The sequence below is a fragment of the Pseudarthrobacter sp. BRE9 genome (genome assembly GCF_031844305.1).
In the GTDB taxonomy this organism is placed as follows: Bacteria; Actinomycetota; Actinomycetes; order Actinomycetales; family Micrococcaceae; genus Arthrobacter.
In genome coordinates this window covers 1-16073 of record NZ_JAUZUY010000011.1, presented here as the reverse complement: position 1 = coordinate 16073, position 16073 = coordinate 1, and the positions used below count along the sequence as shown (strand labels likewise).

14 protein-coding genes are annotated in these 16073 nt (G+C 67.7%); 9 read left to right on the top strand and 5 right to left on the bottom strand.

The annotated features are described in order from the left end of the window. Positions 1-56: 56 nt before the first annotated feature. Positions 57-965 carry a factor-independent urate hydroxylase gene (gene pucL, locus Q9R31_RS17485; protein ID WP_311263977.1) on the bottom strand — a complete coding sequence of 303 codons (909 nt, stop codon included), beginning with the start codon at positions 963-965 and terminating at the stop codon, positions 57-59. 360 nt (positions 966-1325) lie between these two features. Here pucL and Q9R31_RS17480 point away from each other — a divergent pair, with 360 nt between their 5' ends. After that, positions 1326-1496, top strand: a complete 171-nt coding sequence (locus tag Q9R31_RS17480) for a hypothetical protein (RefSeq protein WP_311263976.1) — start codon at positions 1326-1328, stop codon at positions 1494-1496. A 17-nt stretch (positions 1497-1513) separates the two neighbouring features. On the opposite strand, the gene ligD is transcribed toward Q9R31_RS17480, so the two are convergent. Both ligD and Q9R31_RS17470 read right to left on the bottom strand, forming a co-directional pair. Then, a complete protein-coding gene (gene ligD, locus Q9R31_RS17475; RefSeq protein WP_311263975.1) occupies positions 1514-2758 on the bottom strand; it encodes a non-homologous end-joining DNA ligase in 1245 nt (414 codons plus the stop codon). A gap of 31 nt (positions 2759-2789) precedes the next feature. Then, a complete protein-coding gene (locus Q9R31_RS17470) occupies positions 2790-4154 on the bottom strand; it encodes an 8-oxoguanine deaminase (RefSeq protein WP_311263974.1) in 1365 nt (454 codons plus the stop codon). A 396-nt stretch (positions 4155-4550) separates the two neighbouring features. Here Q9R31_RS17470 and Q9R31_RS17465 point away from each other — a divergent pair, with 396 nt between their 5' ends. The 8 genes from Q9R31_RS17465 to Q9R31_RS17430 all read left to right on the top strand — a co-directional run bounded on the left by Q9R31_RS17465 (position 4551) and on the right by Q9R31_RS17430 (position 14976). Next, positions 4551-5045: a nucleoside deaminase gene (locus tag Q9R31_RS17465; RefSeq protein ID WP_311263973.1), complete on the top strand. Its 495-nt coding sequence runs from the start codon at positions 4551-4553 to the stop codon at positions 5043-5045. A 9-nt stretch (positions 5046-5054) separates the two neighbouring features. Next, on the top strand, positions 5055-6593 hold the full coding sequence (locus Q9R31_RS17460) for an NCS2 family permease (protein WP_311263972.1): 1539 nt from the start codon (positions 5055-5057) through the stop codon (positions 6591-6593). 99 nt (positions 6594-6692) lie between these two features. Further along, entirely contained in the window at positions 6693-7952 is a 1260-nt protein-coding gene (locus Q9R31_RS17455) for an XdhC family protein (protein WP_311263971.1), read from the top strand. Next, entirely contained in the window at positions 7943-8878 is a 936-nt protein-coding gene (locus Q9R31_RS17450) for an FAD binding domain-containing protein (protein WP_311263970.1), read from the top strand. The genes Q9R31_RS17455 and Q9R31_RS17450 overlap by 10 nt, the downstream gene beginning before the upstream one ends. A gap of 2 nt (positions 8879-8880) precedes the next feature. Continuing rightward, complete coding sequence (locus tag Q9R31_RS17445) at positions 8881-11757, top strand: molybdopterin cofactor-binding domain-containing protein (protein ID WP_311263969.1); 2877 nt, start codon at positions 8881-8883, stop codon at positions 11755-11757. A 32-nt stretch (positions 11758-11789) separates the two neighbouring features. Next, positions 11790-12770, top strand: coding sequence for an aldo/keto reductase (locus Q9R31_RS17440; RefSeq protein ID WP_311263968.1), 981 nt, complete (start codon positions 11790-11792; stop codon positions 12768-12770). A gap of 36 nt (positions 12771-12806) precedes the next feature. Continuing rightward, a complete protein-coding gene (locus Q9R31_RS17435; RefSeq protein ID WP_311263967.1) occupies positions 12807-13457 on the top strand; it encodes a uracil-DNA glycosylase in 651 nt (216 codons plus the stop codon). A gap of 52 nt (positions 13458-13509) precedes the next feature. Continuing rightward, positions 13510-14976, top strand: coding sequence for a DUF222 domain-containing protein (locus tag Q9R31_RS17430; protein ID WP_311263966.1), 1467 nt, complete (start codon positions 13510-13512; stop codon positions 14974-14976). A 14-nt stretch (positions 14977-14990) separates the two neighbouring features. Here Q9R31_RS17430 and nboR read toward each other — a convergent pair whose 3' ends face one another. Both nboR and Q9R31_RS17420 read right to left on the bottom strand, forming a co-directional pair. Further along, on the bottom strand, positions 14991-15635 hold the full coding sequence (nboR, locus tag Q9R31_RS17425; RefSeq protein WP_311263965.1) for a nicotine blue oxidoreductase: 645 nt from the start codon (positions 15633-15635) through the stop codon (positions 14991-14993). A 77-nt stretch (positions 15636-15712) separates the two neighbouring features. After that, the coding region (locus Q9R31_RS17420; RefSeq protein ID WP_397428269.1) for a transketolase-like TK C-terminal-containing protein at positions 15713-16073 on the bottom strand (361 nt) is incomplete at its 5' end.

Here is a 16073-nt window from a genome sequence, read left to right as displayed (position 1 = left end):
GACGGGCCCAGCCACCAGGTTGGTGGTTGAGCCCGTCGAAAACCCTGGGGTTGTGACTAGCAGAAGCCGGCGATGCCGGACCAGGCGGCCGGGGCTGCGGCAGCGTCCTCGCGCTGGACGGTGGCCTCGATCAGGCCGTAGGGGCGGTCGGCGGCGTAGAAGACCTCGTTGGGGTTGTCGAGGCCGAACGGCGAGAGGTCCACCAGGAAGTGGTGCTTGTTGGGCATCGAGAACTTGATCTCGTCGATCTCGCTGTGGGCTTCGAGCACCTTGGTGCCCATGTCGAACAGGGTCTGCTGCAGGGCGTGGGAGTACTTCTCCGTGAAGCCTTCAAGCAGGAGTCCCTTGACGTCGTCGTAGCTCTTGTTGAAGTCCAGGGTGCTGAAGTCGGTGCCGGTCTTGAAGCGCCAGCGGGCCGAGACATCGGTGGCCAGGATGCGGTCCGTGGTCTCGGGCAGGGTGGTGTATCGGTCCTTCGGGTAGCCGACGAAGCCGGACTGGGTGGACTTCAGGACGGTCAGGTCCTTGAGCCCGGAGATCAGGTGCGTGGTGGCGCCGTCGCGGACCAGGACTGCGGTCCTGACTTCCTGGCCGTTGCGCACGAAGGAGTGGTCGTGCCCGGAGCCGTGGGCCTGGATCCGGTCCCAGCTGTAGGACTCCGCTTCCCAGCGGCCGCCGGTGACCCAGTCGAAGCTGGAGGTGAAGTGCTCGCCGAGGCGCAGCAGGAATGCTTCCGGTGAGCCGATGCCCTCACGGGCGAAGGCGTAGACGGTGTTCTTCTGGGTGTCCGTGGCCACCACGTGGGCGTTGTCGCCCTCCAGGTGGGCCGCGGCAAAGTCGCCCCGCAGCTGCGAGGTGACGTTCAGGTCCTCAATCTCGTGGCGGTCGGTGTCGCGGGTGATTTTGACGACGCGCACTTCTGCCTTGCCGTACTGGTTGTCGCCGAGGATGATCTTGCTGCTCATGGTCTGTTCCCAATCTCCGGTAAGTGGAACCAAGGTTCCATCACTGAAATTAAGCGCGCGTTTCGAGCGCGTTTCCGGTGGCGCCGACCCAACAAAAAAGAGCCGGCATCCATTGATGCCAGCTCATTACGACCCTGCCTGCTGCTCCCAGGTTACGTGACCTGCGCCACGAGTTGCCTAACAGCGTACCTCTGCAAGCCGGTGGTGTACATCACAGGATCAAAATTCATTTTGTGACTGCGGCGTCGGGCATTCGGCCAAACGCGGCCATTGACGCACGTGGAGCAGCTCCTTACACTTTTCATATAGCAATAACTAATTTCCGAGATACGGAAAAGCTATGTGGAAGAGGAGGAGCAGATGAACCCCCAGGAACAGAACCAGGCAGTGGAATTTCCGGCGCCGGGACAGGAGTTGTACCTGCCCTTCGGAGCCAGTGACCCGGACTTCTACATTCCGGCCGACCACGAGCGGCGGCCCGGAGGATTTTCACGCTGGCTCCGCGCCCTTCCGGTTTTCGACCGGCGCTGACCCCAAGTCACCGGCCATCAGGAGCCGGGCGTTCCCGGCCACTGCTTGCCGGCCCAGGGGTCGTAGTCCGCGATGAGCTCCTCCTGGGGAGGGCGCTCAGCCTCGGGTACGTGCTGCAGGTTCACCCGCACCCGGTACCAGAGCGAGCTGGATCCGCGCATCCCGTCCACGAGGACATCGGCGGGTTGAAGGGCGGGCACGACGCCGGCGTGCCGGGACTTCCATTCATCGAGCGCCGCGAGTGCTTCGGGCTTGGTCCTGGTCCGGGCCACTTCGATGAGCGGCATCAGCGATTGACGGCGTCCGGACCCGTTGCCGCTGCGCGGGGCTTTCTCCGCCGGCCCGAGTTTTTCGGCAAGGGCCAGGAGGCCGTCCAGCCTGCCCATCGCGCCGTCAATGCCCGCATGCGGGTCGCCAATTTCCGCGAACCGCTCCATAACGGTGGGCACCGTGAACTGCCCGGGCCGGGCAGTGCGCACCTCTTCCCAGGTGAGCGGTGTTGAGACCCTGGCGTCCGGCAGCGGCCTGACGGAATAGGCAGAGGCCACCGTGCGGTCCTTGGCATTCTGGTTGAAGTCCACGAACACGCTCTCGCCGCGCTCTTCCTTCCACCACCGAGCCGTGGCCAGGCCGGGAGCACGGTGTTCGACCTCCCTGGCCAGGGTCTCGGCAGCGAGCCGGACATCGCGGTAGGACCACTCCGGGGCAATGCGCACCAGGATGTGAAGCCCCCGTGAACCGCTGGTCTTCGGCCACCCCACCAGGCCCACGTCGTCCAGGACCTCCTGGGCCACGTAGGCCACGTCCACGATCTGCGACCAGTCCACGCCCGGCATGGGGTCCAGGTCCACCCGGAGTTCGTCCGGATGTTCCAGGTCCTCCGCCCGGACCGGGTGCGGGTTCAGGTCCAGGCAGCCGAGGTTTATGACCCACGCCAGGCCGGCCGCATCGCGGATCACTGCTTCCTCGGCCGAGGTTCCGGACGCGTAATGCAGCGTGGTGGTGTCGATGAAGGGCGGGTGGTTTTCCGGTACGCGTTTCTGGAAGAACGGTTCCGCGTCGATCCCCTTGGGAAAACGCTTGAGCACCATTGGCCGCCCTCCCGCGCCCCGCAGCGCACCGTCCGCCACGGCAAGGTAGTACCGCACGAGGTCGAGCTTGGTCAGCCCCGGCCCGGGAAACACCACCTTGTCCGGGCTGGAGATCCGGACTTCAATTCCATCGACATCGAGAACCTCGGGCGGCGTCTTTGACGGAGTCATGGCGCCACGCTAGCAGTTGGCCCGGAAACCGTCAGCCGTTGACCAGGCGCCGGGCTGCGGCGGAATGTTCCGCGATCAGCCCTGCCACGTCCAGTCCCGGAATCCGGCCGTCCACCACCCTCCACTGTCCGGCCACCATCACCCGGTCTGCCCGGTCCGCGGCGCAGAGCAGCAGCGCCGCGATGGGATCGTGGCTGCCGGAGAAGCGCAGGTCATCGAGCCTGAACAGTGCCAGGTCCGACTGCATCCCGGGTGCGAGCTGGCCCAGCCCCGGCCGTCCCAGGACGGCTGCTGAACCGCGGGTCGCCCAGCCCAGTGCACGCTCCACCGGCACGTGGGCTCCGTAACGCAGCCGCTGGAGGTAGAGGGCCTGCCTCGCCTCCAGGATCATGTTGGAGGCATCGTTGGACGCCGAGCCGTCCACTCCCAGCCCCACAGGGACCCCGGCATCTTCCAGCTCCAGCACTCGGGCGGTGCCTGACGCCAGCCGCATGTTGGAGGTGGGGCAATGCGCGACGGCGGTGCCCGCGGCTCCCAGCCTGGCGATCTCGGCATCGCTGAAATGGATGCCGTGGCCCAGCCAGGTGCGGTCCGTCAGCCAGCCCACGCTGTCCAGGTAGTCCACCGTCCGCAGCCCGAACATCTCCCGGCAGAAGTCCTCCTCGTCGAGGGTCTCGGCAAGGTGGGTGTGCAGCCGGACGTCCAGCCGCCCTGCCAGCGCTGCGCTCTCGGCCATGATCTCCTTGGTCACCGAGAATGGCGAGCACGGGGCCAGTGCGATTTGGATCACCGCGTCATCGCCGCGCTCGTGGTACTGACCGACCAGGCGCTCGCTGTCCGCGAGCACCACTTCCGGAGCCTGCACGGTGGACTGCGGCGGCAGGCCGCCGTCGTCCGTTCCCAAGGTCATGGAACCCCGGGTGAGCGTGGCCCGCATGCCCAACCGGCGCACTGCCTCCACTTCAATGTCAATGGCGTCCTCAAGACCCGCGGGGAACAGGTAGTGGTGGTCGGCGGCGGTGGTGCAGCCCGAGAGCAGCAGTTCGGCGAGGGCCACCGTGGCAGCCAGTTCCAGGTCCCTTGGCGTGAGCCGGGCCCACACCGGATAAAGGTTCTGCAGCCAGGGGAACAGCGGGGCATTGGCCACCGGACCCCAGGCGCGGGTGAGGGTTTGGTAGAAGTGGTGGTGGGTGTTGATCAGGCCTGGCAACAGCACGTGGCTGCCGGCGTCGAACGTCTCCGTGCAGGGCGCGGACGGCTGCTGCCCCGCTGCCAGGACTTCGGTGATGAGGCCGCCGCTGATCACGAGGCCGCCTGAAGCATCAAGGTGGTTGGCGGTGAAGGCGGCCTGCGGGTTTTTGATCCACAGACGGGCGGGTGCGATGGATTGGGCCATGGTGTCCTTCTCTGAGCGCTGATGGTGTTCAATCCAGCTCAGTGAAGCCCTGTCTGCTGATCCAGGTGCCCGCGGCCTGCAGCGGCGGGTGGAATCAGACTAGGAAAACGTACCCACCTGCGTCAATGCGAATCTTTATGACTGCCCGGCCATATTCCCCGTGAAGAGGTGGAAACATCGATTTCACATAGCGAAATCAAATTTCCAGAAAACTATGGCGTGGCCCACAAAGCGGTGCTAATCTCGATTCTGCCAAAGGCGGGCGCCCGAACCCGGGAAGCTATCTACCAGGCGCAACTTAACCTTCACAGCACATGCTGAAGCCTGGTAACCGTTCGCACCTGGTTCTACTGGTCCTGCACGGCATCAGGCTTCCCGGCAAAAGGAAGTCGCATCATGAGTACCACCGTCACGGCCGAACAATTTTTGGCCCGCTCCATCCGGCTGGCAACGGCCAACGTCCTGAACAGTGGAGGCCCGTTCGGCGCCATGATCGTCACGGCGGACGGGCAAACGTTCGACGGCGTCAACCGCGTCACCGCGGACAACGATCCCACCGCCCACGCAGAAGTCACCGCCATCCGAAGCGCCTGCCGCGAACTGGGCACCTTCGACCTCAGCGGCGCCACCCTCTACACCAGCTGCGAGCCATGCCCCATGTGCCTGGCTTCCGCCCTCTGGGCGCGGGTAGGCCGTGTGGTCTACGCCGCGGACCGCCACGACGCCGCCTCCGTCGGCTTCGACGACGCCGTCTTCTACGAATACTTCGAAAACCAGGACAGGGACTCCCTGATGCCGGTATCCAAGCTGGAGCTGGGCGATCCCCAGGCCCCGGCCCCGCTGGAGCCGTTCAACACCTGGAACACGCTCGAATCCAGGATCGACTACTAGGCGGCTGGGATGACCATCCTGGACCATTCCCACGAGGAGCATCCGGCTCCAACCACCAGCACCTCCCGGCGGTCCCCACGCACTTCAGCGCCGGGACCACACCCCCACCCGCCGGCGTCGGGATCCTTCCTTGACCGCTTCTTCCAGGTCACCCGGCGCGGCTCAACCCTTGCCCGCGAATTCCGCGGCGGCCTGGTCACCTTCTTCACCATGGCGTATATCGTCATCCTTAACCCCCTTATCCTCGGCGGGTTCAGCGCGGACAATGCCCCCACCGACGTCGCCGGTGGCTGGCTCTCCGCCGCCCAAGTGGGCGCCGTCACGGGCCTCACCGCCGGCGTCATGACCATCCTCTTCGGCCTCATCGCCAACCTGCCGTTCGGGCTTGCCGCGGGTCTGGGTATCAACTCCTTCCTGGCCGTCTCCGTGATCCAGGAAGTCACCTGGGCCGAGGCCATGGGCCTGGTGGTGATCAACGGCATCCTGATCGTCCTCTTCGGCGTCACCGGAGCACGGACCGCCATCTTCCGGGCGGTACCCAAGGAACTGAAGGCCGCCATCACCGTGGGTATCGGCCTGTTCATCGCCTTCATCGGCTTCGTGGACTCCGGCTTCGTCCGGCCCACGGCAGGCGGCCCGCCTGTCCAGCTGGGCGACGGCGGTTCCATCACCTCGGTGCCCACGCTCGTGTTCGTCGTCGGACTCCTGGCCATGGGGATCCTGGTGGCGCGCAAGGTCCAGGGCGGCCTGCTCATCGGCATCGTCGGCACCACCGTGCTGGCCGCCGTCGTGGAAGCCTTCCTGAAGCTCGGCCCGGCCGGCGCCACCAACCCCGGCGGCTGGCACCTGAATACGCCGGTCCTCTCCGGCCAGCTGGTCTCGGCGCCGGACCTTGGCCTGGTGGGACAGTTCGACCTGTTCGGCTCGTTCGCCCGGATCGGCGGCCTGGCCGCTACCATGCTGGTGTTCACCCTGGTATTCACCAGCTTCTTCGACGCCATGGGCACCATGACCGGGCTGGCCCGGAGCGCCGGTGTCGCGCACAAGGACGGGACCTTCCCGCGGCTGAAAGCAGCCTTCATCGTGGAAGGCTTCGGGGCCGTGGCGGGCGGGGCCACCTCCGGTTCCTCCAACACGGTGTACATCGACTCCGCTGCCGGGATTGGCGAGGGCGCGCGGACCGGCCTGGCCTCGGTGGTCACCGGCGTGCTGTTCCTCGGTTCGATGTTCCTCACCCCGCTCACCAGCGTGGTGCCGCTCGAGGTCGCCGCCGCCGCGCTGGTGGTGGTGGGCGCCATGATGATGGCGCAAATCCGCGAGATCAAGTTCACCAAGTTCACCGTGGCCCTGCCGGCCTTCCTCACCATCGTCACCATGCCGTTGAGCTACTCGATCGCCAACGGCATCGGCGTCGGATTCGTGAGCTGGGCCGTTATCGGGGCTGCCTCCGGCAAGGCGAAGAAGATCCATCCGCTGATGTGGGTGGTGAGCCTCGGCTTCCTTGTGTATTTCGCCCGCGGACCGATCAACCACCTGCTCGGCGGCTGAGCTTGCCCCAACCACCCCGGGGGCCGGGCCAACGCTTGGCCCGGCCCCTTGCAGGACAGACAATGGACACCACCGCCGCGCGGAAGAAGGAGTGCCGCCATGCTTGACCTGATCCCTTCGCTGAGTGGCTGGGCCCCGGCCCTTGCCCGCCAGCGGTTTGCGGTGGCCACTATCGTGGCCGCCTCCGGCTCCGTGCCCCGCCCGGTGGGAACCTCCATGCTGGTCGCCGAATCCGGCGAGGTGCTGGGCGGCCTCTCCGGCGGCTGCGTGGAAGGCGCCGTGGTGGCACTCGCCCAGGAAGCCATGGACGACGGCGGCACGCGGCTTGAGAACTTCGGGTTCAGTGCCGCCGACGCCTTCGCCGCCGGCCTCACCTGCGGGGGAGGACTGGACATCCACATCCAGCCGGTGGCTTTGGCCCCGTCCGGCGGGGCAGCGCATCCGCTGCGGACCGCCCTGCTGCAACTCGCCGACCTCGGCCCGGACCAACCCGTGGCGCTGGTACGGCTGCTGGGCCTCGCAGGAGGCGGCGCCGTCGTACTGTCCGACCCCGCCACCTTCCGTCTGGCCGCCTCTCCGGAGCTGATGGCCCTGTTGCACGGGGAACAGGTGCTGCACGGGGAGGCCCTGCTGCAGGTGGAGTCCATTGTGTGCAGCGGCGGCACCGGGGTGGTCAGCATTCCACGGCCGGGGGATTGTCCTCCCGATCGAACAGGCCACGGCCAGCCTTCCGGCGGGCCCGCCATCCTGGTCGAGTCCCGGCTGGCCCCGCCGCGGATGCTGGTGTTCGGCGCCAACGACTTTGGCGCTGCCCTGGTCCCGGCCGCCAAGCTGCTCGGCTACCACGTGACCCTGGTGGACGCCCGCCCAGCCTTTGCCGGCCAGCCCCGTTTTGCCGCCGCCGACCAGGTGGTGGCGGACTGGCCGCACCGGTACCTGGCGGCCGAAGCGGCCGCGGGCCGGACGGACCACCGCACTGTGGCCGCCGTCCTGACCCACGATCCGAAGTTCGATATCCCGCTGCTGGAAACCGCGCTGGCCCTGGACCTCGCCTACGTGGGCGCCATGGGTTCCCGCCGCAGCCACCTCCAGCGGGTGGACGAGCTCCTCAGCGCAGGAGTCCCGCCGGAGCGGATTGCCCAGCTGCACTCGCCCATTGGACTGGACCTGGGTGCCGTCACCCCCGCCGAAGTGGCGGTGTCCGTCACCGCGGAAATCATTGCCGCCCGCAGCCGCGCGGCCAGCTGCCTGCCGCTGCGCGAGACGTCCGGCACCATCCACCCGCACCCCATCCAGCTCGACCCCGCGCCCGCCCCGGCGCCCACAGACGTAGACAAGCAGGAGATCGCATGGACATGAACACCATCGAGGCGGTGGTCCGCACCACCGACCCCGCACAATGGCGCGACGGCGACGCCTGGCTGGCGGGCGGCACCGTCCTTTTCTCCTACGGCAGCTACGCCTTCGGGCCGCAGCCGCTCAAACGGCTCCTGGACCTCGGCGCAGCCGGCTGGACGCCCATCACCGTCACCGACGACGGCATCGAGCTCGCCGCCACCTGCACCATCGCAGAGCTGTACACCCTTCCCGGCCTGCCGGATGCCGCGAACCGCCGCTGGCCGGCGCTGGACCTGGTCCGGCCGTGCTGCGACTCCTTCGTGGCCTCCTTCAAGGTATGGAACATGTCCACAGTGGGCGGCAACCTGTGCACCTCCCTGCCTGCCGGGCCCGTCATCTCGCTTTGCGCCGGGCTGGATGGCACGGCCACCATCCTGGTTCCCGGCGGCGGCAGCCGCACCCTCCCGGTGGCGGACTTCATCACCGGCGACGCGGCAAACTGCCTGGCACCGGGCGAACTTCTCCGCAGCGTCCACCTCCCGGCGTCGGCCCTTTCCGCCCGCGTTGCCTTCCGCCGGCTGTCGCTGAGCAACCTGGGCAGGTCCGGGGTGCTGCTCATTGGAAGGCTCGACGGCGGCACCTCCCTGGTGCTGACGGTCACCGCCGCCACCAAGCGGCCCGTGCAGCTGCGCTTCGAGGCGCAGCCGGACGCGGACCTGCTGGCGTCCGGGCTGGATGAGGCGATTCCCGCGGACCTGTACCACGACGATATCCACGGGCTTCCGGCCTGGCGCCGCGACATGACGTACCGGCTGGCCGAGGAAATCCGGGCCGAACTGGCAGCGCCGCATGGAACGCCGGGACTGGCTGTGTCCGGAGACTTCTGGCCGCCACGGACCGGCGGGATGCCGGGGTCCGGGCCCACCACTCTTCCGAAAGGCGCCTGAGCATGGCCATCGAGATCAACGGCATTTCCGCCGATTCCGCACCCCGTCCCGGGCAGTGCCTTCGGACCTTCCTGCGCGAACAGGGAAACCTGGGGGTGAAAAAGGGCTGCGACGGCGGCGACTGCGGCGCCTGCACGGTGCACGTGGACGGTACTCCGGTCCACAGCTGCATCTACCCGGCGGTCCGGGCCGAGGGCCATGCGGTCACCACCATCGAGGGGCTTGCTGCGGCCGACGGCGACCTGCACCCCGTGCAGCAGCAGTTCCTGGAGCGGCAGGGGTTCCAGTGCGGCTTCTGCACGGCCGGGATGGTGATGACGGCCGCCACCTTCGGCGACGAACAGAAGGAAAACCTGCCACGGAACCTCAAGGGCAACCTCTGCCGGTGCACCGGCTACCGCGCCATCGCAGATGCTGTGTGCGGGGACGCCGGGCACCCGGATCCCCAAGGGCTGGGCTCGGGTATTGCCGGGGAGGGGCAGCCGGATCCGGAACCGGGCCGGCTGGGAGACGACGTGCCGGCACCGGCCAGCCGGGCAGTGGTCACGGGCGCGGCCCGTTACACCCTGGACGTTCCGGCGGACCAGCTGCAGGGGCTGCTCCACCTCAAGTTCCTGCGCTCACCGCACGCGCATGCCCGGGTGCTGTCCATCGACAAGGCTGCGGCCCTGCAGGTTCCCGGCGTGGTGGCCGTCTTCACCGCCGAAGATGCCCCGGAGCAGCTGTTCTCCACGGCCCAGCACGAGCTGTTCACGGACGACCCGGACGATACCCGGGTGCTGGATGACGTGGTCCGGTTCGTCGGGCAGCGCGTGGCCGCCGTCGTGGCTGAGTCAGTGGGTGCGGCTGAAGCAGGCGTCCGTGCCCTGCAGGTGGACTATGAGGAACTCCCCGCGGTCTTTACGCCGCAGGACGCACTCCTGCCCGGAGCGCCGCTGGTCCACGGAGGCAAGGATGCTGCACGCTCCCGGATTGCCCGGCCCGACCGCAACGTGGTGGCGGAACTGCACTCCGAACTGGGGAGCGTGGCCGACGGCTTCGCCTCCGCCGACTTCATCCATCAACAGACCTACCAAACCCACCGGGTGCAGCACGTGGCACTGGAAACCCATGCGGCCATCGCGTCGGTGGACGCGGAGGGACGGTTGCAGGTGCGCACTTCCAGCCAGGTCCCGTTCCTGGTCCGCCGCACCCTCTGTCGGGTCTTCGGCCTGGAGGAGGACAAAGTGCATGTGGTGGCCGGGCGGGTCGGCGGCGGATTCGGCGGCAAGCAGGAAGTCCTCACCGAGGACCTCGTGGCGCTCGCGGCCCTGAAACTGAAGCGGCCAGTCCAGCTGGAACTGACCCGCTCCGAACAGTTCACGGCCACCACCACCCGGCACCCGTTCACCATCAAGCTGAAGGCGGGAGCCAGCAACGACGGGAAGCTGACGGCCCTGGAGCTGGACGTGGTGACCAATACCGGCGCGTACGGCAACCACGGCCCCGGCGTCATGTTCCACGGGTGCGGCGAATCGCTGGCGGTATACAACTGCGCCAACAAGAAGGTGGACGCGCATTCGGTGTACACCAATACGGTGCCGGCCGGTGCTTTCCGCGGGTACGGGCTGAGCCAGATGATCTTCGCCATCGAGTCCGCCATGGATGAGCTGGCCGCCGGGATCGGCATGGATCCACTGGAGTTCCGCCGGTTGAACATGGTCCGCGAGGGGGACCATATGCTGTCCACGCAGCCGGACCCGGAAGAGGACGTCCACTACGGCAGCTACGGGCTGGACCAGTGCCTGGGTCTGGTCCGGGATGCCCTGGACCGCGGCCGCGAACGCTACCGGCAGGCTGGCCTTGAAGACCTGGGGCCGGACTGGATGGTCGGCGAAGGTGCTGCCCTGTCCATGATCGACACCGTGCCGCCGCGCGGCCACTTTGCGCATTCCCGCCTCCGGCTCCTGCCGGACGGGACGTACCAGGCCGACGTCGGGACCGCCGAGTTCGGCAACGGCACTACCACCGTGCACGCCCAGCTCGCCGCCACCGCCCTCTCCACGCAGGCGGCAAGGGTGGCGGTGCGGCAGTCGGACACGGACCTGGTGGAGCACGACACCGGCGCGTTCGGCTCAGCCGGCACCGTGGTGGCCGGCAAGGCCACCCTGGCCGCAGCCGAGGAGCTGGCAGTCCGGATCAGGGCCTTCGCCGCCGGCATCCGGCAGACCCAGGCCTCCGCCTGCGTCCTCGACGGGGACTCCCTGGTGGTCGACGGGACTCCCGTGGCACTTTCTGAACTGGCGCAGGCTGCCGCGGAAGCCGGCGTCGAACTCGCCGCCGAAGGGCGCTGGGGCGGGACTCCGCGCTCCGTCGCGTTCAACGTTCACGGCTTCCGGGTGGCGGTAAACCGGTGCACGGGTGAGCTGAAAATCCTGCAAAGCGTGCAGGCAGCCGACGCCGGCGTGGTGGTCAACCCGCGCCAGTGCCGCGGCCAGATCGAAGGCGGGATCGCGCAGGCCCTTGGTGCCACGCTGTATGAGGAAGTGGTGGTGGACGACGCCGGGAAGGTCACCACTGACATCCTCCGGCAGTACCACATTCCTACTTTTGCCGACGTTCCGCGCAGCGAGGTCTACTTCGCAGACACCAATGACAAGATGGGGCCGCTGGGGGCCAAATCGATGAGCGAAAGCCCGTTCAACCCGGTGGCGCCGGCGCTCGCCAACGCCATCCGCAACGCCACCGGGGTGCGCTTCGCGTCCCTGCCGATCGCCCGGGACCGGATCTACCTGGGGTTGAAGGAGGCAGGGCTGGTCCCCAAGCTGGAGCAGGTTCCGTCCCCGGGCGCAGCGGGGTCACATCCAGTCCCAGAGGCGTCGGCAGCGGGGCGGATCTGACCCCGGCTTGCATCGTTGCATATAGTCGGGGGATGGAACAGCGGATTTTAGGCAAGACCGGACGGAACGTCTCCATTGTGGGGCTGGGTACCTGGCAGCTTGGGGCGGACTGGGGCAACGTCGACCCGGCACAGGCGCAGGCCATCCTCGCAGCCTCGGTGGAGGCCGGCGTGACCCTCTTTGACACCGCCGATGTCTACGGCGACGGCAAGAGCGAGCAGGCCATTGGAAAGTTCCTGGCCGAGAATAAGGGCCTGGACGTCACGGTGGCCACCAAGATGGGCCGCCGAATGGAACAGCAGCCGGAAAACTACAACCTGGCCAACTTCCGCCAGTGGGTGGACCGCTCGCGGAAGAACCTGGGCACGGACACCCTGGACCTGGTCCAGCTGCACTGCCCGCCCACCCCGGTGTACAGCAACAACGAGGTGTACGACGCCCTGGACACCCTCGTAGCCGAAGGCGCCATCCGCAACTATGGCGTCAGCGTGGAACGGACGGACGAGGCCCTCGAAGCCATCCGCCACGAGGGGACCGCTTCGGTCCAGATCATCCTGAACGCCTTCCGGCTCAAACCGCTGGATGAAGTCCTTCCCGCTGCCAAGGCTGCCGGCGTGGGCATCATCGCCCGCGTGCCGCTTGCCTCCGGGCTGCTGTCCGGGAAGTACTCGAAAGAGACCACCTTCGCGGAGAACGACCACCGCAACTACAACCGCAAGGGCGAGGCCTTCGACGTCGGCGAGACCTTCTCCGGCGTGGACTACGAACTTGGCCTGAAGGCCGTGGCCGAGTTCGAGCAGCTGGTGCCGGAGGGTGCCACCACGGCCCAGGCTGCCATCGCCTGGATCGCCGCGCAGGATGGCGTCACCACCGTCATCCCCGGTGCCCGCAACGTGGAGCAGGCCAGGGCCAATGCCGCCGCAGCCACGGTCAGCATCGGCAAGGACTTCGACGACGGCGTCCGCTGGATCTACGACCACTACTTCCGCGAGGCCATCCACCCCCGCTGGTAGCCGATCGCCGCCTGCACTGTGCCTCGGAGCGCGCCGGTGACTGCCTCCATCCGCGATTTTGTGGAGCGGCTTGCGGCCGTGGAGACGGGGCCCGCCTGCAACAACTTTTTCAGTCATTCCCTGCCGGCAAATGAGCTGCGCCGCCGAAACCTGGAAATCTACCTGCAGGAAATGCTGGATCGGCATCCCAAAGTGCTGCTGGTAGGGGAGGCTCCGGGGTTCAGGGGCATGCGGATTACCGGGGTGCCCTTCACCAACCGGACCATCCTTGAGGGTCCGGCCAACAGTTTCGGGCTTTTTGGCCCCGGGAAGGGCTACGTGCTGCCGTCGGAAGCTCTGGGAGTTGCCGCAGAGCCAACGGCCACCGTGATGTGGCAGGTCCTGGAGGAGGTGGGTTGTTTCCTACCCCTGCTGTGGAGCGCCTTTCCCTGGCATCCCCATCAGCCAGGGAAGCCGTTGTCCAACCGCACGCCCAGGCCCTCTGAGACGAAGCTGGGGACACCTTTCTGGCAGGACCTCGCGGAGCTTTTCGCGGTCAGCTCCATCGTGGCGGTGGGCAACGTGGCGCAGCACAGCCTGCAGCGCAGCGGCCTGGTCGTCCCCAAAATCCGGCATCCCGCCCACGGCGGCCGGTCGGGCTTCAAGCACGGGCTCGAGCAGTTGCTGGAGGGAAAGGTGCAGGACTGACCTGAACCCTTCGCAGGGCTCCAATGTCGGACCCCCTTGTCATGATGGGCTTATGGGGATAGCGGCGGTGGCGAAGGCGTTCGGGGATATCCGTGCTGCCCTCGCTGTGCTTGATGCGGAGGTGGATGGGGCGGGGTCGTTGCCGTTCTCTGAGGCTGATCCGTTGGCGGGCTTGGCGGATGGGTGCCTGGACGTTCTGGCCGGTGCCCGCGAGGTGGAGGCCGGGATTGCGGGGCTGAAAGCGAAGGCCGCGGTGAAGTATTCGGACACTGCCTGGGCTGTTGCGGGGCCGGATGCGCCGGTGGTGGCACAGGAGATGGCGGTCGCGGCGGAGATCGGGTGCGTGCTGGCTCTGGGCCCGCGGGCAGCGTCGTCGTTCCTGGCCACCGCCCATGCCCTGACGACGAGCTTGCCGCGGACCCTGGCAGCCCTGCGGGCCGGGGTGATCTCCTGGCAGCACGCGGTGGTGATGGCCGACGAGACGGCCAGTCTTGATCCTGCGGGGGCGGCGGCGTTGGAAGCGCATTTCCTGGACCCTGACGTGTTGGACCCGGCCAGGGGGTGTCCGGTGGGGGAGATGCCTGCCCACCGGTTCAGGGTCAAGGCCCGTATGTGGCGGGAACGGCATCATGCCGAGTCGATCGAGAAGCGTCATGCCAGGTCTGTGGCGGACCGGCGGGTGGAGTTGCGGCCGGACCAGGATGGGATGGCCTGGCTCAGCGCGTGTCTGCCCGCGGACCAGGCGTTGGCCGGGTGGAACCGGCTCACCGCTGCCGCCCGCGGCTCGCAGGGGCCGGATGAACCGCGGAGCATGGCCCAGCTCCGGGCGGACATCTTTGCCGACGCGGTTCTTGGCAGCGGAACTCCGACCAGCATGGACGCCCGCGGAACTGCCGCCGGGACCGGTGAAGGAGCCGATGTCCCGTCCTGGCCGATCAGGGCGCAGGTGCTGGTCACTGTTCCCGTGTTCTCGTTGATGGGCCGGACCGATGAGCCGGCGGTCCTGGACGGGTACGGGCCGATCCCGGCGTCGATGGCACGGCGGCTCGTCGCGGACGGCGCCGGGTCCTTCCACCGGGTCCTGGTGGACCCGCGGGACGGAGCGCCGCTGGAGATCGGCAGGACCAGCTACCGGCTCACGAAAGCGATGCGGGCCTGGTTGCGGATGCGGGACGGCAAATGCCCGTTCCCCGGTTGCAGCAACAACTCCCTGGACAACGAAGCGGACCACATCCTCGCCTGGCACAACGGTGGGACAACGGGGATCTCGAACCTGGGACAGCCCTGCCCGAAACATCACAGGCTCCGGCACACCACGGGCTGGAAACCCACCCCGGCCACCAAAAATGAACCGCCGGGCTGGATCTCACCCACCGGCAGGCACTACAAGAGCGAACACCAGGACTGGGAATCACCACACTGGCCTGGGGGATTAAGGCCGGGCAGTGCCGACTTCTTTCGCCATGGAACGTCTCCCGGAGAGGAAGCCATCGAGCGGTTCCTGCGTTCCCGCGCCTGACCACGTTTCGCCTGCTAGCTGAGAAGGCCCAACTGATCGGGTGTATCCACGTCCTCACCGGTTGACTGATCGCTGCAATCCACCTCATCCACGAGCTCTGGATGTGCCTGCAGGAAGCGGCGTGCCCCGGCGTCACCGCTCACCGTTGCGCACACCGCGTCCCGCAGCGAGGCGTCGATGAGCAACGGGTGACCCCTCCGGAGTTCGGCGTTCGAGCCTTCGCCGAGGCTGTCCGGGCGGCGGTACGCGGCGGCGGTGATCCGTCGGGGGCGGTGCCGGGCCAGCAGCCGTTGAACCGTTGCCGGGGTCAGCCCCGGCTGGTCCACCAGGGCGACCAGCAGGTGGTCTCCGGGATCCGCGGCCTGGTGGCCGAGCAGGAACGAACCGCCCATTCCCGTGCGCCAGTCCTGGTTGACGATGACCCGGTAGCGGTCCAGTCCGGCCGTGGCTGCCACGTCCGGTGCACCCGCTCCCAGGACAACCACAACTTCCCGGCAGCCGCCGTCGAGCATCCTGGCCGCGATGGCTTCCACAAGGGGCCGGCCGCGGTAGGGGAGCAACGCCTTGGGTCCCAAGCCCAGCCGGGTGCCTGCACCGGCGGCCAGGACGATGCCCGTCGCCTGGCGTTCCTGCGCGTTGTCCGCCCCCGTGTTGCCCATAACTGAACCCTAATCAAACAGAGGCAGCCAGGTCAGGCTCCCCATGGAATTGACCCGGCTGCCGGATGGTGCCGAGGTCAGGCATCCCCGCCGGCACCGCCCGTGGTGCCGGCCGTGACGTCCAGGAGTTTGTAGCGGTCCAGCGCGTATTGCGGTGCGCCGGCCTCCACCTCTCCCCTCGCCGCGAGCAGCTGCAGTACTTTCACCACGATGGAGTGGGTGTCGTTCTTGAAGTAGCGGCGGGCTGCGGCGCGGGTGTCGGAGAAGCCGAAGCCGTCGGCGCCGAGGGTGGCGAATTCGTTGGGGACGAATTGGCGGATCTGGTCGGGGACGGCCTTCATGTAGTCGGACACGGCGACGATGGGGCCGGTGGCGCCTTCGAGTTGCTGGGTGACGAACGGGGTGCGGGCGGGCTGGCCGGGGTTGAGGAAGGCTTCC

Coding starts and splice junctions, on each gene's coding strand:
- ligD (WP_311263975.1), bottom strand. CDS start 2,758: ATGACTCCGTCAAAGACGCCGCCCGAGGTTCTCGATGTCGATGGAATT.
- Q9R31_RS17445 (WP_311263969.1), top strand. CDS start 8,881: ATGGCCATCGAGATCAACGGCATTTCCGCCGATTCCGCACCCCGTCCC.
- Q9R31_RS17465 (WP_311263973.1), top strand. CDS start 4,551: ATGAGTACCACCGTCACGGCCGAACAATTTTTGGCCCGCTCCATCCGG.
- nboR (WP_311263965.1), bottom strand. CDS start 15,635: ATGGGCAACACGGGGGCGGACAACGCGCAGGAACGCCAGGCGACGGGC.
- Q9R31_RS17480 (WP_311263976.1), top strand. CDS start 1,326: ATGAACCCCCAGGAACAGAACCAGGCAGTGGAATTTCCGGCGCCGGGA.
- Q9R31_RS17460 (WP_311263972.1), top strand. CDS start 5,055: ATGACCATCCTGGACCATTCCCACGAGGAGCATCCGGCTCCAACCACC.
- Q9R31_RS17440 (WP_311263968.1), top strand. CDS start 11,790: ATGGAACAGCGGATTTTAGGCAAGACCGGACGGAACGTCTCCATTGTG.
- pucL (WP_311263977.1), bottom strand. CDS start 965: ATGAGCAGCAAGATCATCCTCGGCGACAACCAGTACGGCAAGGCAGAA.
- Q9R31_RS17470 (WP_311263974.1), bottom strand. CDS start 4,154: ATGGCCCAATCCATCGCACCCGCCCGTCTGTGGATCAAAAACCCGCAG.
- Q9R31_RS17430 (WP_311263966.1), top strand. CDS start 13,510: ATGGGGATAGCGGCGGTGGCGAAGGCGTTCGGGGATATCCGTGCTGCC.
- Q9R31_RS17450 (WP_311263970.1), top strand. CDS start 7,943: ATGGACATGAACACCATCGAGGCGGTGGTCCGCACCACCGACCCCGCA.
- Q9R31_RS17455 (WP_311263971.1), top strand. CDS start 6,693: ATGCTTGACCTGATCCCTTCGCTGAGTGGCTGGGCCCCGGCCCTTGCC.